16 protein-coding genes are annotated in these 15,173 nt (G+C 67.6%); 6 read left to right on the top strand and 10 right to left on the bottom strand.

Annotated elements, in window-relative coordinates; genetic code table 11:
* Positions 1 to 301 precede the first annotated feature (301 nt).
* The 3 genes from rpmF to mrf are packed head-to-tail and all read right to left on the bottom strand — an operon-like array spanning position 302 to position 2,065.
* Positions 302 to 475: a 50S ribosomal protein L32 gene (gene rpmF / locus ACFU4Z_RS06555; protein WP_328406332.1), complete on the bottom strand. Its 174-nt coding sequence runs from the start codon at positions 473 to 475 to the stop codon at positions 302 to 304.
* Position 476: 1 nt separating this feature from the next.
* A complete protein-coding gene (locus tag ACFU4Z_RS06550) occupies positions 477 to 758 on the bottom strand; it encodes a type B 50S ribosomal protein L31 (protein ID WP_379060284.1) in 282 nt (93 codons plus the stop codon).
* Positions 755 to 2,065, bottom strand: coding sequence for a ribosome hibernation factor-recruiting GTPase MRF (gene mrf / locus ACFU4Z_RS06545; protein WP_379060282.1), 1,311 nt, complete (start codon positions 2,063 to 2,065; stop codon positions 755 to 757). Before mrf ends, ACFU4Z_RS06550 begins: the two co-directional genes overlap by 4 nt.
* A gap of 101 nt (positions 2,066 to 2,166) precedes the next feature.
* Between mrf and rpmB the strand changes: the two genes are divergently transcribed.
* The 4 genes from rpmB to rpsR are packed head-to-tail and all read left to right on the top strand — an operon-like array spanning position 2,167 to position 3,180.
* Positions 2,167 to 2,403: a 50S ribosomal protein L28 gene (gene rpmB / locus ACFU4Z_RS06540; protein ID WP_328406336.1), complete on the top strand. Its 237-nt coding sequence runs from the start codon at positions 2,167 to 2,169 to the stop codon at positions 2,401 to 2,403.
* A gap of 11 nt (positions 2,404 to 2,414) precedes the next feature.
* Positions 2,415 to 2,585 carry a 50S ribosomal protein L33 gene (rpmG, locus tag ACFU4Z_RS06535; RefSeq protein ID WP_328406338.1) on the top strand — a complete coding sequence of 57 codons (171 nt, stop codon included), beginning with the start codon at positions 2,415 to 2,417 and terminating at the stop codon, positions 2,583 to 2,585.
* Positions 2,585 to 2,890 carry a 30S ribosomal protein S14 gene (gene rpsN / locus ACFU4Z_RS06530; protein ID WP_379060280.1) on the top strand — a complete coding sequence of 102 codons (306 nt, stop codon included), beginning with the start codon at positions 2,585 to 2,587 and terminating at the stop codon, positions 2,888 to 2,890. Before rpmG ends, rpsN begins: the two co-directional genes overlap by 1 nt.
* Before the next feature lie 35 nt (positions 2,891 to 2,925).
* Complete coding sequence (gene rpsR, locus ACFU4Z_RS06525; protein ID WP_379060279.1) at positions 2,926 to 3,180, top strand: 30S ribosomal protein S18; 255 nt, start codon at positions 2,926 to 2,928, stop codon at positions 3,178 to 3,180.
* 271 nt (positions 3,181 to 3,451) lie between these two features.
* Here rpsR and aceA read toward each other — a convergent pair whose 3' ends face one another.
* Positions 3,452 to 4,735, bottom strand: coding sequence for an isocitrate lyase (gene aceA, locus ACFU4Z_RS06520; RefSeq protein WP_379060278.1), 1,284 nt, complete (start codon positions 4,733 to 4,735; stop codon positions 3,452 to 3,454).
* A 497-nt stretch (positions 4,736 to 5,232) separates the two neighbouring features.
* Between aceA and ACFU4Z_RS06515 the strand changes: the two genes are divergently transcribed.
* Positions 5,233 to 6,513, top strand: coding sequence for a lipase family protein (locus tag ACFU4Z_RS06515; protein WP_379060277.1), 1,281 nt, complete (start codon positions 5,233 to 5,235; stop codon positions 6,511 to 6,513).
* Between the two features lie 30 nt (positions 6,514 to 6,543).
* Here ACFU4Z_RS06515 and ACFU4Z_RS06510 read toward each other — a convergent pair whose 3' ends face one another.
* Positions 6,544 to 7,377: an alpha/beta fold hydrolase gene (locus ACFU4Z_RS06510; RefSeq protein ID WP_379060276.1), complete on the bottom strand. Its 834-nt coding sequence runs from the start codon at positions 7,375 to 7,377 to the stop codon at positions 6,544 to 6,546.
* Positions 7,378 to 7,447: 70 nt separating this feature from the next.
* Between ACFU4Z_RS06510 and ACFU4Z_RS06505 the strand changes: the two genes are divergently transcribed.
* Entirely contained in the window at positions 7,448 to 7,927 is a 480-nt protein-coding gene (locus tag ACFU4Z_RS06505; protein WP_379060274.1) for a MarR family winged helix-turn-helix transcriptional regulator, read from the top strand.
* A 41-nt stretch (positions 7,928 to 7,968) separates the two neighbouring features.
* On the opposite strand, the gene puuE is transcribed toward ACFU4Z_RS06505, so the two are convergent.
* Genes puuE through ACFU4Z_RS06480 form a run of 5 tightly spaced genes read right to left on the bottom strand, consistent with a single transcriptional unit; the run spans position 7,969 to position 15,039 of the window.
* Positions 7,969 to 8,883 (bottom strand): allantoinase PuuE, encoded by a 915-nt coding sequence (puuE, locus tag ACFU4Z_RS06500; protein ID WP_379060272.1) that lies wholly within the window; start codon positions 8,881 to 8,883, stop codon positions 7,969 to 7,971.
* Entirely contained in the window at positions 8,880 to 9,881 is a 1,002-nt protein-coding gene (alc, locus tag ACFU4Z_RS06495; protein WP_379060271.1) for an allantoicase, read from the bottom strand. Before alc ends, puuE begins: the two co-directional genes overlap by 4 nt.
* A complete protein-coding gene (locus ACFU4Z_RS06490) occupies positions 9,882 to 11,054 on the bottom strand; it encodes a DUF6986 family protein (protein ID WP_379060362.1) in 1,173 nt (390 codons plus the stop codon).
* A gap of 38 nt (positions 11,055 to 11,092) precedes the next feature.
* The gene (locus ACFU4Z_RS06485; RefSeq protein ID WP_379060269.1) at positions 11,093 to 14,185 is read right to left on the bottom strand and encodes a molybdopterin-dependent oxidoreductase; all 3,093 of its coding nucleotides are present in this window, start codon (positions 14,183 to 14,185) and stop codon (positions 11,093 to 11,095) included.
* Positions 14,182 to 15,039 (bottom strand): FAD binding domain-containing protein, encoded by an 858-nt coding sequence (locus tag ACFU4Z_RS06480; RefSeq protein WP_379060268.1) that lies wholly within the window; start codon positions 15,037 to 15,039, stop codon positions 14,182 to 14,184. The genes ACFU4Z_RS06485 and ACFU4Z_RS06480 overlap by 4 nt, the downstream gene beginning before the upstream one ends.
* Positions 15,040 to 15,173: the final 134 nt, after the last annotated feature.

Genomic DNA, 15,173 nt, shown 5'->3' with positions numbered 1-15,173 from the left:
CGAAATCATCACTTCATGAGGACTTTTACGGGCACCAAAAACCAACCCTCAGTACGTATTTCAATCGGTGGCTACCGCATCGCAACCGAGTCGTCAGAGAATTGCCATGTGGCGTAGGACACATCGGTAGCTCATCGATTGCCCTCGTCGCACCAGACGCTGACCCGGTTCGACCAGCCCGCCTCGAAAATCGAATTCCGTCGAGCGACGTGAAACGCCGACCGCCCCGCGCGGTCACCACATGACCACACTGAGCGAGGCCACTGTCATTCGAGCACGCCGCGTTCGAACCGGACTCCGATCAGATCCGATCGAGGTCGATCAGCCCACGTCGCACCGCCTGCAACAACCGGCGCGGCACCTTGTGCACAACGCCTCCGACGGTGACCGGCACCAGGTCGGGTGGCGTCGCCTTCCACTGCGCGCGGCGGCTGCGGGTATTCGACCGCGACATCCTGCGCTTCGGAACCGCCATGTCAGCCCTCCCCTCGTCCGGGCTGGGACGCCCCGCGGGCCCGCCTGCCGTACTTGCGCTCGAACTTCTCCACCCGGCCCTGGGTGTCCATCACGCGGTGCGCTCCGGTCCAGAACGGGTGCGAATCGGATGTCACGTCCACCACGAGCAGCGGGTAGGTGTTGCCGTCCGACCACTGCACAGTCCGTGCGCTGGTCGAGGTGGACCTGGTCAGGAACTGCTTGCCGGTGCTCGAATCCTCGAACACCACCGGGTGGTAGTCCGGATGTATTGCGGCCTTCATGTGCTTTCTCCTCTCGGGCTTTTCGACTGTCCCGCACCGCCTTCCACGGGCAGGCCGGTCGATTCACCGGTCTCGCACGGGTCGGTGTGCCATTCGCCGAACGGGTCTTCCCATTGCGCGACCAGTTCGGGCGTGCGGTCGAGCTGGCGTAGCTCGTCGTCCTCGACCAGGGCCCAGTGCAGGGCCTGGCGAATCTCGGCGGGGTCGGCGTCGTGCACCAGGATCACCAGCGAGGTGTCCCGATCGCCGAACCTGTCGTCCCAGCGCAGTGCGGCCATCGCTTGCCGGGTCGGATCGGCGCTCTCCAGCTCCGCGGGGCTCATCGCCGCGAGCCACGGTCCCGCACCGCCGACACGCAGGCCGCCGCCCGCAGACTCCAGCCACACCACCTCGTCGGGCTGGGTGGCGAGCCAGATGCGGCCGCGCGCGGTCACCACGCCGTCGAACAGCACGTCGAGCGCTTCGTGCAGGCGCACGGGATGGAAGGGACGGCTCGCGGCGAACTCCATCAGCGTGACTCCGTGATCGGCGCCGAGCGGTGGCTGTCCACGCAAGAGCGGGGCGTGCGCGTCGAAGATCCGGCCACGCCGGGAGTCCGTGGGAATTCGGGTGAGCAGGGTCTCGATGTCCGCAGCGCCGGGTCCGTCGCAGGCCACCCAGGCGACAGGGGCATCGGGCACCAGCCTGGCCAGCACCGCGTCGAGGCGCATCCGATCCAGCGGGTCACCCGAATCACCGAGCGCCACAACGGCATCGGCGAAATCGACCTGACCGACCGCGAGCTGCGCCACGGTCCGTTCGTCGTCCGCGGTGGCGAGCCCGCGCTCGGCGAGCGTCTCCTCACCGGTCGCATCGGCGAGCCACCGATCAGCCTCGAGACACGTCATCACGGCCTCGACGCGCACGTCGCGACCGGCAGGCCCGTCCACCCTGCCGACGATGCCGGTGACGATGACATTCTCGATCGCCTGGCAGACCGCTTCGGCTTCGAACGCCGGATCGAGCGCGAGCACAATGCGATACACCGAGTCGCGCGCGGCCAACGTGCACAGCAGGGGCAGCAGATCCATGCGCAGGGTGCACGAGACGCAGCCGTGCGCGAGTTCGAGCACCGCCGCGGTCTCGTGCTCGCCGGTGCGCACCGTCCGATGCACGATGCCCTCGCGCAATCCACTCAGGTCGTGCCGAATGGTCACAGTGCCTGGCGTCGTGCGCAGCGCATCGGCCGCGCGGTCCACACCCGCCGTCGCGCGTCCGGATGATCCGGCGATCACCACGACGGGCGTTCTCCGGTCGGACTCGATCACCGGAACCCCTTTCGATAACGATTTTCATTTACAGTAGACCGACGGTACATTGTCGAGCAGCCGTTGTCGAAAATGATTATCATCTACTGGAGGGAGTCCGCATGTCGGCCCACTGCCAGGTCACCGGGCGCAAGCCGGGGTTCGGCAAGTCCGTGTCGCACTCGCATAAGCGGACGAGCCGTCGCTGGAACCCCAATATCCAGCGCAAGACCTACTACCTGCCCAGCGAGGATCGGCGCATCACGCTGACCGTCTCCGCCAAAGGCATCAAGACCATCGACCGGGACGGGATCGAAGCCGTTGTGGCCCGGATCCGGGCTCGCGGCGACAAGATCTGAGAGGGACACCGATGGCATCCAAGTCGACCGAGCTCCGGCCGATCATCAAGCTGAAATCCACTGCGGGAACCGGGTATACGTACGTCACCCGAAAGAATCGGCGCAACGATCCGGACCGGATGGTGCTGCGCAAATACGACCCCGTAGTCCGCAAGCACGTCGATTTCCGCGAGGAACGCTGATGGCCAAGAAGTCGAAGATCGCACGCAACGAACAGCGCAAGGAGGTCGTCGCGCGCTACGCCACCCGGCGCGCCGAGCTCAAGGAGCTGATCCGAAACCCGGCCACCTCCGACGCCGACCGAGCTCTCGCACAGTCCGCGCTACAGCGGCTGCCCCGCGATGCGAGTCCGGTACGATTGCGCAATCGGGACGCCGCGGACGGACGACCGCGCGGTCATCTCCGGAAGTTCGGACTCTCCCGTGTGCGAGTGCGCGAAATGGCCCATCGGGGCGAACTGCCCGGTGTGCACAAGTCGAGCTGGTAGACAACCACTGTTCTCGTGAGAAGGAACCCCGTCATATGGCAGTCAAGCGAGCACCCTCGAAGAAGGTTCGCGCCGAACAGAACCGGCGGCCCAAAAAGAACCCGCTCATCGCCGCGGGCATCGAGACCGTCGACTACAAAGACGTGAATCTGCTGCGCACCTTCATCTCCGATCGCGGCAAGATCCGCAGCCGCCGGGTCACCGGGCTCACCCCCCAGCAGCAGCGCCAGGTCGCCGTCGCGGTGAAGAACGCCCGCGAGATGGCACTGTTGCCGTTCACCAGTCGGTGAGTCCACCCCGACCAACGACCAAGGCCCCCGACGCAACGCGCCGGGGGCCTTGGTCGACTACAGCACGGTCATCCAGCTCCGCCGACATTCGGTCGCGCGAGTCTTGAAGACGGACGCGACCACCACGGAGCGAGCCCGACAAGCGACCCGTTCGCGGCCCGTCTCGCGTCCGAGTCGTCGAAGCGCATGCGCCGAAGGCGCGAGTCTCGAGTGCTCGGAAGCGAGCCTTGGGGGCCGCGAACACGCGGTGCCGCAGGCGCCGCCAAATAACTCAGTGGAACTGACCCTCTTCGGTGGAGCCCTTCAGGGCGGCCGTCGAGGTGTTCGGGTCCACGGTGGTGGCGATCAGGTCGAAGTAGCCTGCGCCGACCTCACGCTGGTGCTTGGTGGCGGTGTAGCCGCGCTCCTCGGCGGCGAACTCGCGCTCCTGCAGGTCGACGTAGGCGGTCATGCCCTCGCGGGCGTAGCCGTAGGCCAGGTCGAACATGCCGTAGTTGAGCGAGTGGAAACCGGCCAGCGTGATGAACTGGAACTTGAAGCCCATCGCGCCGAGCTCCTTCTGGAACTTCGCGATGGTCGCGTCGTCCAGGTGCGCCTTCCAGTTGAAGGACGGGGAGCAGTTGTAGGCGAGCAGCTGGTCCGGGAACTCGCTGCGGACGGCCTCGGAGAACTGCTTGGCCAGCTCGAGATCGGGCTTGCCGGTCTCCATCCAGATCAGGTCCGCGTAGGGGGCGTAGGCCTTGGCGCGGGCGATGCAGGGCTCGATGCCGTTCTTCACACCGAAGAAGCCCTCCGCGGTGCGGGTGCCGTCGAGGAACGGCTTGTCGCGGTCATCCACGTCGGTGGTGATCAGGGTGGCGGCTTCGGCGTCGGTGCGGGCGATGATCACCGAGGGCACGTCGGCCACGTCGGACGCGAGGCGAGCCGAGGTCAGGGTGCGGATGTGCTGCTGGGTCGGGATGAGCACCTTGCCACCGAGGTGGCCGCACTTCTTCTCCGAGGCGAGCTGGTCTTCCCAGTGCACGCCCGCGGCGCCGGCCTGGATCATGGCCTTCTGCAGCTCGTAGGCGTTCAGGGCGCCACCGAAGCCGGCCTCGGCGTCGGCGACGATCGGGGCGAGCCAGTTCTTGACCGAGGTGTCACCCTCGACCTTGGCGATCTCGTCGGCGCGCAGCAGCGCGTTGTTGATGCGACGCACGACGGCCGGGACCGAGTTGGCCGGGTAGAGGCTCTGGTCCGGGTAGGTGTGGCCGGAGAGGTTCGCGTCACCGGCGACCTGCCAACCGGACAGGTAGATGGCCTGCAGGCCGGCGCGCACCTGCTGCACGGCCATGTTGCCGGTCAGGGCGCCGAGGGAGTTGATGTAGTCCTCGTTGTTGACGAGATCCCACAGGATCTCCGAGCCGCGGCGCGCGAGGGTGGCTTCCTCGACGACGGTGCCCTGGAGCTTCGACACCTGCTCTGCGGTGTAGTTACGGGTGGTGCCCTTCCAGCGGGGGTTGGTGTCCCAATCCTGCTGGATTTCCGCGGCGGTCTTCGGGGTGCCGGTGGTCATCTCTGACTCCACTTCCTCGTTTGGTCGGGGTGTGCCCCACGGTCGAGTCTGGCTCGAACTGCTGGAGCGGCAATTTGCAGGCTTGCTAGGCCCATGGGGTGTACTTCCACACGATGGCACACCAGGAAATAGCCGTCTACCTGTTGCTAGTGTGAATCTCAGCTAGGTTTCCACAGGTGTTTGCTAACTTTGCGAAATTTGCCGATAAATTGCAAGCATGAAACCTACCGGCGGGTAGCCCTGACATGCGGTTTTAGCGTAACGCTCGTACTGTTAGCGATCTTCGGTGGGCTGCCATCGACTCGCGCGGACATTCCGTCCTGTGAGGACCTTCACAGCTTCGGGCGGGTGCCGTCGGTGTGGGCTGCGCCACCTTCGAGTGGGAAGGGCCGCGCGCTGTCGGGCAGACTGGGTCGAATTCACTCCAGGACACGCGTCCAGCTGTCTCGGCCGTCCGCGGCGGGCATCGGGCGCTCGATCAACCCGACAGGAGCACCATGCGGAAACTGTGGCTCACCACGGCAATCGCCTGCGTTTGTGCCGCGAGCCCGCTGACACTGCCCGCGGCCGCCGCCGACCCCGCGGGCGGACCGGGCACCGTCACTTCCGTCGCCCCACTCGCCGCGGTCGCGACCCCGCCGGGATCGGTGAACTCCACCCGCATCATCTATCGCACCAGCACCGCGAACGACGTGCCGACCGAGGCGAGCGCCGCGGTCTACTTCCCGCCGGGTCCCGCGCCCGCGGGCGGCTGGCCGGTGATCGCCTGGGCGCACGGCACCGTCGGTCTCGGCGACGACTGCGCGTACAGCATCGCCGGACCGAGCGCCGCCGAGCGCGACTGGGCCTACCTGGGCACCTGGCTGCGGCAGGGTTACGCCATCGTGGCCGCCGACTACGCCGGGCTCGGCACGCCCGACGAGCATCCCTACCTCAATGGGATGGTCATGGCACACAACGTCGTCGACGCAGTACAAGCCGCGACGAGGCAGTACTCGTCACTCGCGAAGACGTGGGCTGTCGTCGGACAGTCGCAGGGCGCGGGCGCGGCCGCTTACACCGCGCGCTACGCCACTGAATTCGGCGGTCCCGAGTTGGACTACCGCGGCGCGGTCACCACCGGCGTGCCCGCCTATATCGAGGACGTGCTGCTGCCGCTGGCTCCGCATATGCCGCCCATCAAGCTGAGCCCGCACAGCACCGCCTACGTGCTGTACATCCTCAACGGGCTGCGCACGACATACAAAGACACAGCCGGACAAAGTCCGTCCGAAAACCGCGCCGGGCCGAGCGAAGGCGAGGCAGCCGCCTACGGAGACACAGCCGGACAACGTCCGTCCGAAAACCGCGCCGGGCCGAGCGAAGGCGAGGCAGCCGCACACCCGACGTTGAATGTCGAGTCCTTCCTCACCGACTCCGGCCGGGAATGGCTGACCCGGGCCCGCGACGCGTGCATCGTGCCGCTCGGTGACGAGCTCGCCGCACGCGGCGTCGTGCTCGGCGATCTGTTCTCCCGGCCGTTGCTGGAGATTCCCGACCTGCACGGGTTCCTCGCCCGCTACATGGCACTGCCCGAATCCGGCTACGACAAGCCGCTCTTCATCGGACAGGGCCTGCGCGACACCGATGTCATCACCCCGGAATCCCTGCGCTGGGCAGCCGTACTGAAGGCGAACGGCCAGCCGGTCACGCTGCACACCTATCCCACCGACCACAGCGGGACGGTCAACGCCTCGCTGCCGGATTCCCTGCCGTTCGTGCACAACCTGTTCGCCTGAATCGGCGCACGCGGCCGGCCGCGGACCCACTCACACCCCTGTGAGCAGGTCACGGAGGCGAGCGGCGTAGGCCGCCGGGTGGGTCATATTGCCGTTGTGACCACCGGGGAATTCGACCACCGCGCTATCGCGGAGCACGGCCAGCTCCCGCGCGCATTTGTGGTCGAAAACCTCATGCGGGGTGCTACGTCCGGAGGCCGGAATGATGCGGACCGATGACCGCTGCAATTCGGCGGCATCGAGGTTGTCGGTGCGAATGGCGGTGAAGTCCTCGCCGATAAAGAATGCGAAGTTCGCGGCACGCTCCGGCGTGATCGCGGGCAGCTCCACACCCGGCTCCAATTCCTGGTTCCGTGGATCGATGCCGAGGGTTTTCACCATGGGCGCCAAGGCGGCCTGCCAACCGCTCTCCCGGAAAACCTGCTGGCAGTGTTCGAGTTCGCGGAGATGGTGCGCGCGTTCGGCAGCCGCGAGCAGCCACGGCGTGACCGGCTCGTGCGCGATCAGGGTGTGCAGGCACTGCGGGTGTTCGACGGCCAAGTGCAGTCCGATGGCCGCGCCCATGCTGCAACCGAGCATGAGGGCTGGTCGATCTGTCAGCGCGTCGAGCAGACGACGTACGTCATCGGCATGCGTCGCCATTGTCACCGGCTCGGCCGAGTCGTGAATGACGCTGCGCGACAGCCCCCTTCGATCGTAGGTAATGACGGTGTAGGTCTGCTCCAGCTGGCGGACCAGGCCCTCGCTGCGGCGCGCGTCCCCCTCGCCGCTCTGCGAAATGAGCAGGACCGGGCCGGTGCCCCTGACCTCGTAATAGAGGTCGGCACCTGGCACCGAAAGGGTGGCGTTCGAAATCATGGTCATACCGAGAACGATAACTCATCAAATCTGATACATCAATAGTGATGTATCAAACGTGATGTACTGTTGCCGCATGGATGGTGTGGAGCTTTTCCTGTTGGGCCGAACCCTGATGAGGCTCGGCGAAGACGCGCTGCCCACCGAGGGTCTCGGCGGCGGTCACCGGCCGGTGCTGATCGTGACCAGCGACATTCTGGAGCATCCAGACAGCACCGTCAGCGAAATAGCCTCGCGCACCGGCCTTCCGCAGAGCGCCGTATCGAACGCCGTCGCCCGCCTGAAAGAAGCAGGCTCGATCACCACAACCACCGACCCACGCGACCGACGTCGATCGTTGATCCGCAAGGCCGACCGAATCTCCGCCCGCGTCGCACAGGTGCGGGCGACCACGGTCGACGCCGCACTGGCGGCCGCACTCGGCACCGACGACCCTGAGCTCGTGAGCGAAGTCGTCACCGCCTTGGAATCACTCGCCCGGCAACTACGCCCGAGCCACCCGCGCACAGGCACGCACAGCGATCCCTGCCCCGCATCTCGGAAGCAACGTGGCTGATGTCGCCTTCCCGCACGCGCAGCCCGAGAATTCGACCGCGTTCAGCGTGTCGATAGCCCCGTAGGGGCGTGGGTTCTACGCCAGTGTTCGGCGATGTCGATGCGTCGAGCTATCCACACATCGTCGTGGGATTGGACGTGGTCCAGGAAGCGTTCGAGGGCCGCGGTGCGGGCGGGGCGGCCCACTATGCGGCAGTGCAGACCCACCGAGAGCATTTTCGGGCTGCCCTCGGCGCCTTCGCGGTAGAGCACGTCGAAGGCGTCACGCAGGTGGGCGAAGAACTGCTCACCGCTCGGGAAACCCGCGGGCGAGGCGAAACGCATGTCGTTGGTGTCCAACGTGTACGGGACCACCAGGTGACTGCGGTTGTGGACGGTGACCCAGTAGGGCAGGTCGTCGGCGTAGGAATCCGAGTCGTAGACGAATCCGCCGTGCTCGACCACCAGTTGCCTGGTGTTCGGCGAGTCGCGTCCGGTGTACCAGCCGCGCGGCGGGGCGCCGGTCAATTCGGTGAGGATGCGCACCGCCTCGGCCATGTGCGCCCGCTCGGTCTCACGGTCGGCGAGCTGATAGGACTTCCAGCGCAGGCCGTGGCAGGCGATCTCGTGGCCGAGCTCGCGAAAAGCCGCTACCGCCGCGGGATTTCGCTGCACGGCCCTGGCCACCGCGAAGATGGTGAGCGGCAGCCCGCGGCGCTCGAAGACCCGGAGCACTCGCCACAGACCGGCGCGGGAGCCGTACTCGTAGAGCGACTCCATGCTCATGTGCCGATTCGGAAAGGCTTCCGCCGGAGTCATTTCCGAGAGGAAGGTCTCCGAGTGCGGATCACCGTCGAGGACATTGTTCTCCGCGCCCTCTTCGTAATTGAGCACGAACTGGACCGCGATCCGCGCGCCACCCGGCCACTTCGGATCCGGTGGCGTCGCCCCGTAGCCGACGAAGTCCCGCCCCCTCATTCGCCCAGCTCCCCGTACAACCGCAGACGCGCGAGCCCGCCGTCCGGGTAGATGTCGAGGCGCACTTCCTCGACCGAGGCGCCCATCGGCGCGAGCGCGAAGCGGTGTCTGGTGTCGGGCAGCAGTGCGGTGCGCGCCAGCAGCTCGAGCTCGGTGCCGTCGGTGGTGCGGCCGGTGAGCCGGGCCGCGCCGGGGCTGTTGCCGAGGAAATACGACGTGTCGATCTCCGCGAGCCGGATCAGGCCCGGTCCGGCGAGGCGGATGTGCACCCAGTCGTTGCCGTCGTCGCGGCGGCGGGCGGTCTCCCAGCCGTCGCCCATCTTCCTGGCCAGACCGGGATAGAGCAGCTGGTTGGGCGAGCTGTAGAAGCGGTTGGAGCAGTCGATCACCAGCGCGCCGTTCTCCAGCGCGGCCAGATCCAGTGGGCCGAGACCGAGCAGCCTCGGATCGGGTCGACCCTCTCCGTACACCCGCAGCCGAGCCACGCCGCCGTCCGGGTGCATGGTGAGTTTCACATGGGTCCAACGCTTTTCGTTCTCGATCGCGAACGGGTTGCGGCTGTCGCCCGCGACCGGAGCACGGTCGACCAGGGTCACCCAGTCGTCGCGTTCGGCGATGGTCTCGGCGTCCGGGTAGCCCTCGATCTCCAGCGCGGACACCGACACGGCGGGCGGAAAATTGCCCGTGAACCAGGCGGTGTCCACCACGATGCCCCTGATGAGGCCGGGCACGCCGAGCCGCACGATGGCGGAATCGTCACCGGGCCTGCCCCGATGCCTGCGGGTCTCCCAGCCGTCATAGATCTGACCCTTGTGCCCGAAGGTAGACGGGCGGTATTCGGCGGGGCCCGGGTTGATCAAATTCTCCTTCTCCGCGAAGAATTCGTCATCGGCCCAGATCACCGACCCGCCGAGCGGTCGGACCGCCAGGTCCGGCAGCAGCGTGAAGTCCGTGTCGTGCACTACGCCTCCTGTTCGGGCCGGAGCCTGGTTGTTCATCTACGCCTCCTGCGGGATCGGCGTGCGCGAGACCAGCGCTCGCAGCACCTCGCTGGTCAGGTCGCCGAGCTCACCCGCGCCGAGCGCGCCGCAGTGCACGCCGCGTAAGACGGTGGCAGCCAGAGCTTCCGCCGTGGCGGGCTCGTCCATGACCCCGCCGGATCGTCGCTCGAGATAGGCCCGCAGGCGCGGGACCGCGATGGCGGTGGCCTGCCGGAAGAACTCGTAGGTGGCAAGCCAGCGGGTGATCAAATGCCCGGGGTGCATGTCCCAGCCCTGGTAGTACCCGCGGCGCAGCGATCGGGTGACCAGCCGATGATGGTTGCGCAGTGCGGCTTCGGGTTCGGTGTCGGGCACGATCTGGGTGGAGCCGTCACAGATCCACACGCCGGTTTGCGCCGCGGCCACCTGCATGACGGACTTGGCGTAGTCCGCGGCCGGATGATCGAGCGCCTGATCGGGCGCGGCGATACCGCATGCGGCCGTGTAATCGTAGGTGCCGAAATGCAATCCGCTGCAGCGACCATCGGCGAGGCCGATCATCCTCGCTATGGGTGTGCTGCCGTCGGCGGCGATGACGGCCTGTGGACTCTCGATCTGGAGCTCGAAACGCACTGTGCCTTCAGCCAAGCCATAGCCCCGCTCCAAGGCTTCGGAGAGTGCGACGAGGGCCGAAACCTGTTCCGCCGCTCGTATCTTGGGCACAGTGAATACGAAGCCTGCTGGCACGCCGCCCGCCGCGTCGAGCACCAACTCGAGCGTGCGCAAGGCTCTGCGACGTTCAGTGCCCGCAAGACCCTTCGTCCGAATGCCGGAACTGACCGGGCCGCCGGATTGTTCGGCCCAAGCCGACAGCGCCGCGCCCGCGGTCATGGCGGCCTTGTCTTCCTCGTCATCGGAACGGAATCCGTAGCCGTCCTCGAAGTCGATGCGCAGATCCTGGATGGGGTTGCGCTGGAGGCGGTCGCGCACAGCGGGCACGGACTGGGTGCTGTCGAGCTCGGCGAGCAGGTCGTGGTGGCGGTCGAGCAGTTCCGTTGCCGCCGCGCCCCATACCGCGGGCGTCTCGGCGGTGACGCGATCAGCGGACACGTATGCCGTGTGAATCGGCTGCGCCCGGCCGTCGGAGCCTGGATAACGCGCAAGCAGTTCGGTGTCGACCGGGTCGAGCATCGCGTCGATTCGGGCACGAACGTCCTCGGGTAGCCGGGTCACCCCTGTGCTCCTTTCTGAATGACATGCCAGATCCGGTCGGCCGTCATCGGCAACCGGTCCAGTCGTACCCCGACAGCATCGCGGATGGCATTCGCCAGGGCGGGGGCGACCGGGTTGTACGGCGACTCACTCATCGACTTGGCACCGAGCGGGCCCAGGTCATCGGCGGTTTCGGCGAAGTACACCTCAGTGCGGGGCAGGTCGGCGAACTGTGGGATGTGGTAGTGCCGCAAAGTCCGGGTGGTCACCACGCCGTGGTCGCTGCGCATATCCTCGTAGAGCGCGGTGCCGATGGCCTGCGCCGCGCCGCCCTCCACCTGCCCGCGGCACTGCACGGGGTTGAGCACGGTGCCCGCGTCGGCGGCCTGGATGGACTGCAGGATGCGCACCGATCCGGTGTCCGGGTGAACCGCGACCCGGAAGGCGTGCACGTTGAAGCTGACCGAACGTGGGCTGCCGTCATGCTCGCCGCGGCCGGACAGCTCACCATCGGCCAGGAGTTCGGCCGCGACGAGCAGCCGATCACCGCAGCGGACGCCGCCGGGGCGCAGTTCGCATTCGGACGCCGGCCGTCCGGACAGCTCGGACGCTCTGGCCAGCATCCGGTCACGCAGCGACAGCGCCGCCGAGTAGCAGGCTTTGCCCGCCACCGTTATCCCGGTCGATCCGAACGCGCCGGTGTCATGTCCGACCAGATCGGTGTCCGACTGCCGGATCACCACCTGCCGCACCTCGGCATTCAGCGCGGTGGCCGCGAGCTGGGCGTGCACCGTGGTGGTGCCATTGCCGAATTCCGCAGTGCCGACCCGGATCTCGTAGCGCCCGTCGGGCAGCAAGGCGGCCGTGGCTTCGGAGCGATGTCCGCGCGGCGGGATGGTGGCGATCATGGACAGCGCCATGCCCTCGCCGACGCGCCATTCCGGGCCGGGAGCCGCAATACCGTTGCCGCGCAGCAGCGCTCGTTCGGCCAGGTCGATGCACTGGTCAAGGCCGTAGCTGCCGAACATCAGGTCGCTGTCGTCGACTTCCGCGCCGACGAGCCGATCCCCTGGCACCACCACGTTGCGTCGGCGGAACTCGAACGGGTCGATACCGGCGGCCCGCGCCAGCTCGTCCAGCGCCGACTCGACGCCGAAGATGATCTGCCCGAGGCCGTAGCCACGGAATGCGCCCGAAGGAATGTTGTTGGTGTACACCGCCTGCGCGTCGACCCGTTTGGCGGCGCAGCGGTAGACCTCCACCGACTCGCCGACACCGTGGAACATCACTCCCACGCTGTGATTGCCGTAAGCGCCCGCATCGGAGAGCACATCGACGGCGAGGGCGGTCAACGTGCCGTCGGCGTCGGCGCCTGCGGTCACCTCGACGCGCATCGGATGCCTGGTCGTCGCCGCGGTGAACTCGTCGGACCTGGTGAACTCGTACTGAACCGGCCGCCCGGTGCGCAGCACCGCCAAGGCGATGAGATCCTCGGCAAGCATCTCCTGCTTGGCCCCGAATCCGCCGCCGACCCGGGTCGCGAACACCCGCACTCGTTCCCGGGGCAGACCGAAGACTTCGCACAATTCGTCCCGCACCAAGAACGGCACCTGTGTGCTGCACCTGATCACCAGCCTGCTCTGCTCGTCCAACCAGCCGATGCCGCCGTGCGTCTCCAAATGCACATGCTGGGCGCGCGGCGAATGCCACACCCCGTGCACCACATGGGCGGCCGCGTCCAGCGCCGCGGCCACATCACCCACCTCGCCGTGCACCTCGGCGACCAGATTCCGCTGCGCATCCGCGATCCGAGCCGAATTCGGTTTATCACCATGTAGTTTCGGCGCCAGCGGGGTCAGCGCCCGCGCCGGCTCGAAGACCGCGGGCAGCAACTCGTATTGCACCCGCAATGCCCGGCACGCCGCCCTGGCGATATCCAAGCTCTCGGCGACGACAGCGGCTACCCGCTGCCCGACGAAGCGCATGGTCCGGTCGAGCACATAGGTGTCATCGGGATCGTCCATCCGGAACTCATGGCGCGCCGTCGAGAACGCGACATCCGGTGCGTCGGCCCAGGTGAGCACCGCATGCACGCCGGGGAGGCCTTCGGCGGCCGAGGTATCGATCGAGACGATCCGCGCATGTGGGTGCGGACTCGGCAGCACCGCGATATGCAGTGGCGCGGTCGGCGGAGACATCGCCGGGTCGGCCGTGGGGTCGGCATCGCGGGCACGGACATCGAAGGTAAATGCTTCCGTACCGGTCACGACACGAGCGGACGCCGGTGCGGCGGTTCCGGTTCCGATGTGGCCCAAGCCGCGGTCGGGAGATGCACCGGCAGCGGGTGTGCACAGGTCAGCGGCCGCGCCGAAGTCAGCAGCGGCCCGCCGATCAGCGGCCGCATGGGAGTCGGCGGCCGTCCCCAGGCCGGGGGCCGCACCAAGGTCATCGGCCGCACGCAAACCAGCGGCCGATCGCAGGTCAGCGGTGGTGCCGAGGCCAGCGGACGGATCGAGACCGGCAGCCACCCCCGAACCAGCAACTACTCCGAGGTCAGAGGCCGCGGAGTCAACAGCCGGGCGGGGGTCGACCTGGCGCTGGGCGGGGGCGTCGGATCCAGCTTCCGGCGGCACGATGTGCGCTGCTGTGTCGGGCTCGGGGATCGCGGAGGCGGCGGTCAGCGCGTCGGTGACGGCGCGATATCCCGTGCAGCGACAGAGGTTTCCTTTCATCAGCTCCGGTAGGTCGGCCGGGTCGGGCGTTGTCGATCGGCTGCCGCAGCCGAGGCCCGCGGCGGTGACCACCATGCCTGCGGTGCAGAAGCCGCACTGGAAGGCCGCCGCGTCGACGAATTGCTGTTGCACGGGGTGTAGGTCGGTGGTGACGCCGAGGCCGGAGGCCGTGGTGATGGCGCGGTCGGCGGCGCGGTAGGCGGGGATGATGCAGGAGTGGACGGTCATGCCGTCGAGCTGCACCGAGCAGGCTCCGCAGTCACCCGCGTCGCAGCCCTTCTTCACCGCCAGATTGCCGGTTTCGCGCAGCAGGGTGCGCAGGCACTGGCCGGGGCGGGGGTCCGCCTGCACGAGCTTGCCGTCGACCTCGAATTTCATTGTGGCTCACTGATTTCCGCGCACAGCTCCGCGGCGACCTGCATGGCCAGCCTGCCGGTGACGTGGCAGCGCCAGTCCGGTGCGCCGTGCGGATCGTCGAACCAGAGCGCCGGATCGATCGACTCGATGGCCGTGCGCACCTGAGCAGAGCTCGGCGGCTCGGCGAAATCCAGCACAATCGGGCGGTCGGTTGCCCCGGTGACGGTGAGCGCGCACCGATCCCCCGGCTCGCGCCGTCCCATGACCACCGCCCCGGAGCGGCCGAGCGGCGACAAGGCGATTTTCCGGAAAGCAGTGCGCGACAGCAGGCTTCGCGTCGGAATAATGATCGAGCGCAGCACCTCGCCGTGCCGCAACACCTGGACGCCCGGGCCGATTACGAACTCCCGCAACGGGATACGACGATCGGTTCCGTCCGGCGACCACACCAGTGCGATCCCGTCGAGTGCGGTCACCGCGCCGAGTACCCCGCCCGCGGGCAATGCCAAGCACACGTTGCCGCCGACAGTCGCGGTCCGCCAGATCTTGTGTGAGGCGAGCAGCGCCCGGCATCCCTGCGCGAACAGCGCCGTCCCCGGCCACTCGTTGCGCAACGTCGGCGAGCCGAGTTCACGGCCGGGTCCCGCACCGGCGAACTCGGCCAATGTGCAGGTAGCCGCGATCTCCAAGCCTTCCGGCGTCTCCGACAACGCGGCCCAGCCGAGCGCGGTGATGTCGACAAGCCGCTCCAACTGCTCCTGCGGCTCGGAGAACAGGAAAGTGCCCCCGGCGAGAACCCCGCACGAGCCGCCCAGCACCCCGAGGTCAGCCCGCTCCCGCGCCACCGTCACCGCCCGGATCGTATCCAGGTCCACGTCTCACCTCACTCCACTACCGCTGCCGCCACAGTAGAAGCCGAGAGTTGCCGCAGTGTTGCGCGACACCCGCTCCACATTGCGCCACCGTTACCACCACGCCACAGTCCCCGTCCCCGGCTCCCGGCGTGCCC

The sequence above is a fragment of the Nocardia sp. NPDC057440 genome, assembly GCF_042802915.1.
Taxonomy (GTDB): Bacteria; Actinomycetota; Actinomycetes; order Mycobacteriales; family Mycobacteriaceae; genus Nocardia.
The sequence above is the reverse complement of the archived record's forward strand: the minus strand, read 5'-3'. Positions and strand labels throughout refer to the sequence as shown.

Coding starts and splice junctions, on each gene's coding strand:
- rpmF (WP_328406332.1), bottom strand. CDS start 475: ATGGCGGTTCCGAAGCGCAGGATGTCGCGGTCGAATACCCGCAGCCGC.
- rpmB (WP_328406336.1), top strand. CDS start 2,167: ATGTCGGCCCACTGCCAGGTCACCGGGCGCAAGCCGGGGTTCGGCAAG.
- ACFU4Z_RS06510 (WP_379060276.1), bottom strand. CDS start 7,377: ATGACCATGATTTCGAACGCCACCCTTTCGGTGCCAGGTGCCGACCTC.
- ACFU4Z_RS06490 (WP_379060362.1), bottom strand. CDS start 11,054: ATGCTCGACCCGGTCGACACCGAACTGCTTGCGCGTTATCCAGGCTCC.
- alc (WP_379060271.1), bottom strand. CDS start 9,881: ATGAACAACCAGGCTCCGGCCCGAACAGGAGGCGTAGTGCACGACACG.
- aceA (WP_379060278.1), bottom strand. CDS start 4,735: ATGACCACCGGCACCCCGAAGACCGCCGCGGAAATCCAGCAGGATTGG.
- rpsN (WP_379060280.1), top strand. CDS start 2,585: ATGGCCAAGAAGTCGAAGATCGCACGCAACGAACAGCGCAAGGAGGTC.
- rpmG (WP_328406338.1), top strand. CDS start 2,415: ATGGCATCCAAGTCGACCGAGCTCCGGCCGATCATCAAGCTGAAATCC.
- rpsR (WP_379060279.1), top strand. CDS start 2,926: ATGGCAGTCAAGCGAGCACCCTCGAAGAAGGTTCGCGCCGAACAGAAC.
- ACFU4Z_RS06505 (WP_379060274.1), top strand. CDS start 7,448: ATGGATGGTGTGGAGCTTTTCCTGTTGGGCCGAACCCTGATGAGGCTC.
- ACFU4Z_RS06550 (WP_379060284.1), bottom strand. CDS start 758: ATGAAGGCCGCAATACATCCGGACTACCACCCGGTGGTGTTCGAGGAT.
- puuE (WP_379060272.1), bottom strand. CDS start 8,883: ATGAGGGGGCGGGACTTCGTCGGCTACGGGGCGACGCCACCGGATCCG.
- ACFU4Z_RS06485 (WP_379060269.1), bottom strand. CDS start 14,185: ATGAAATTCGAGGTCGACGGCAAGCTCGTGCAGGCGGACCCCCGCCCC.
- ACFU4Z_RS06515 (WP_379060277.1), top strand. CDS start 5,233: ATGCGGAAACTGTGGCTCACCACGGCAATCGCCTGCGTTTGTGCCGCG.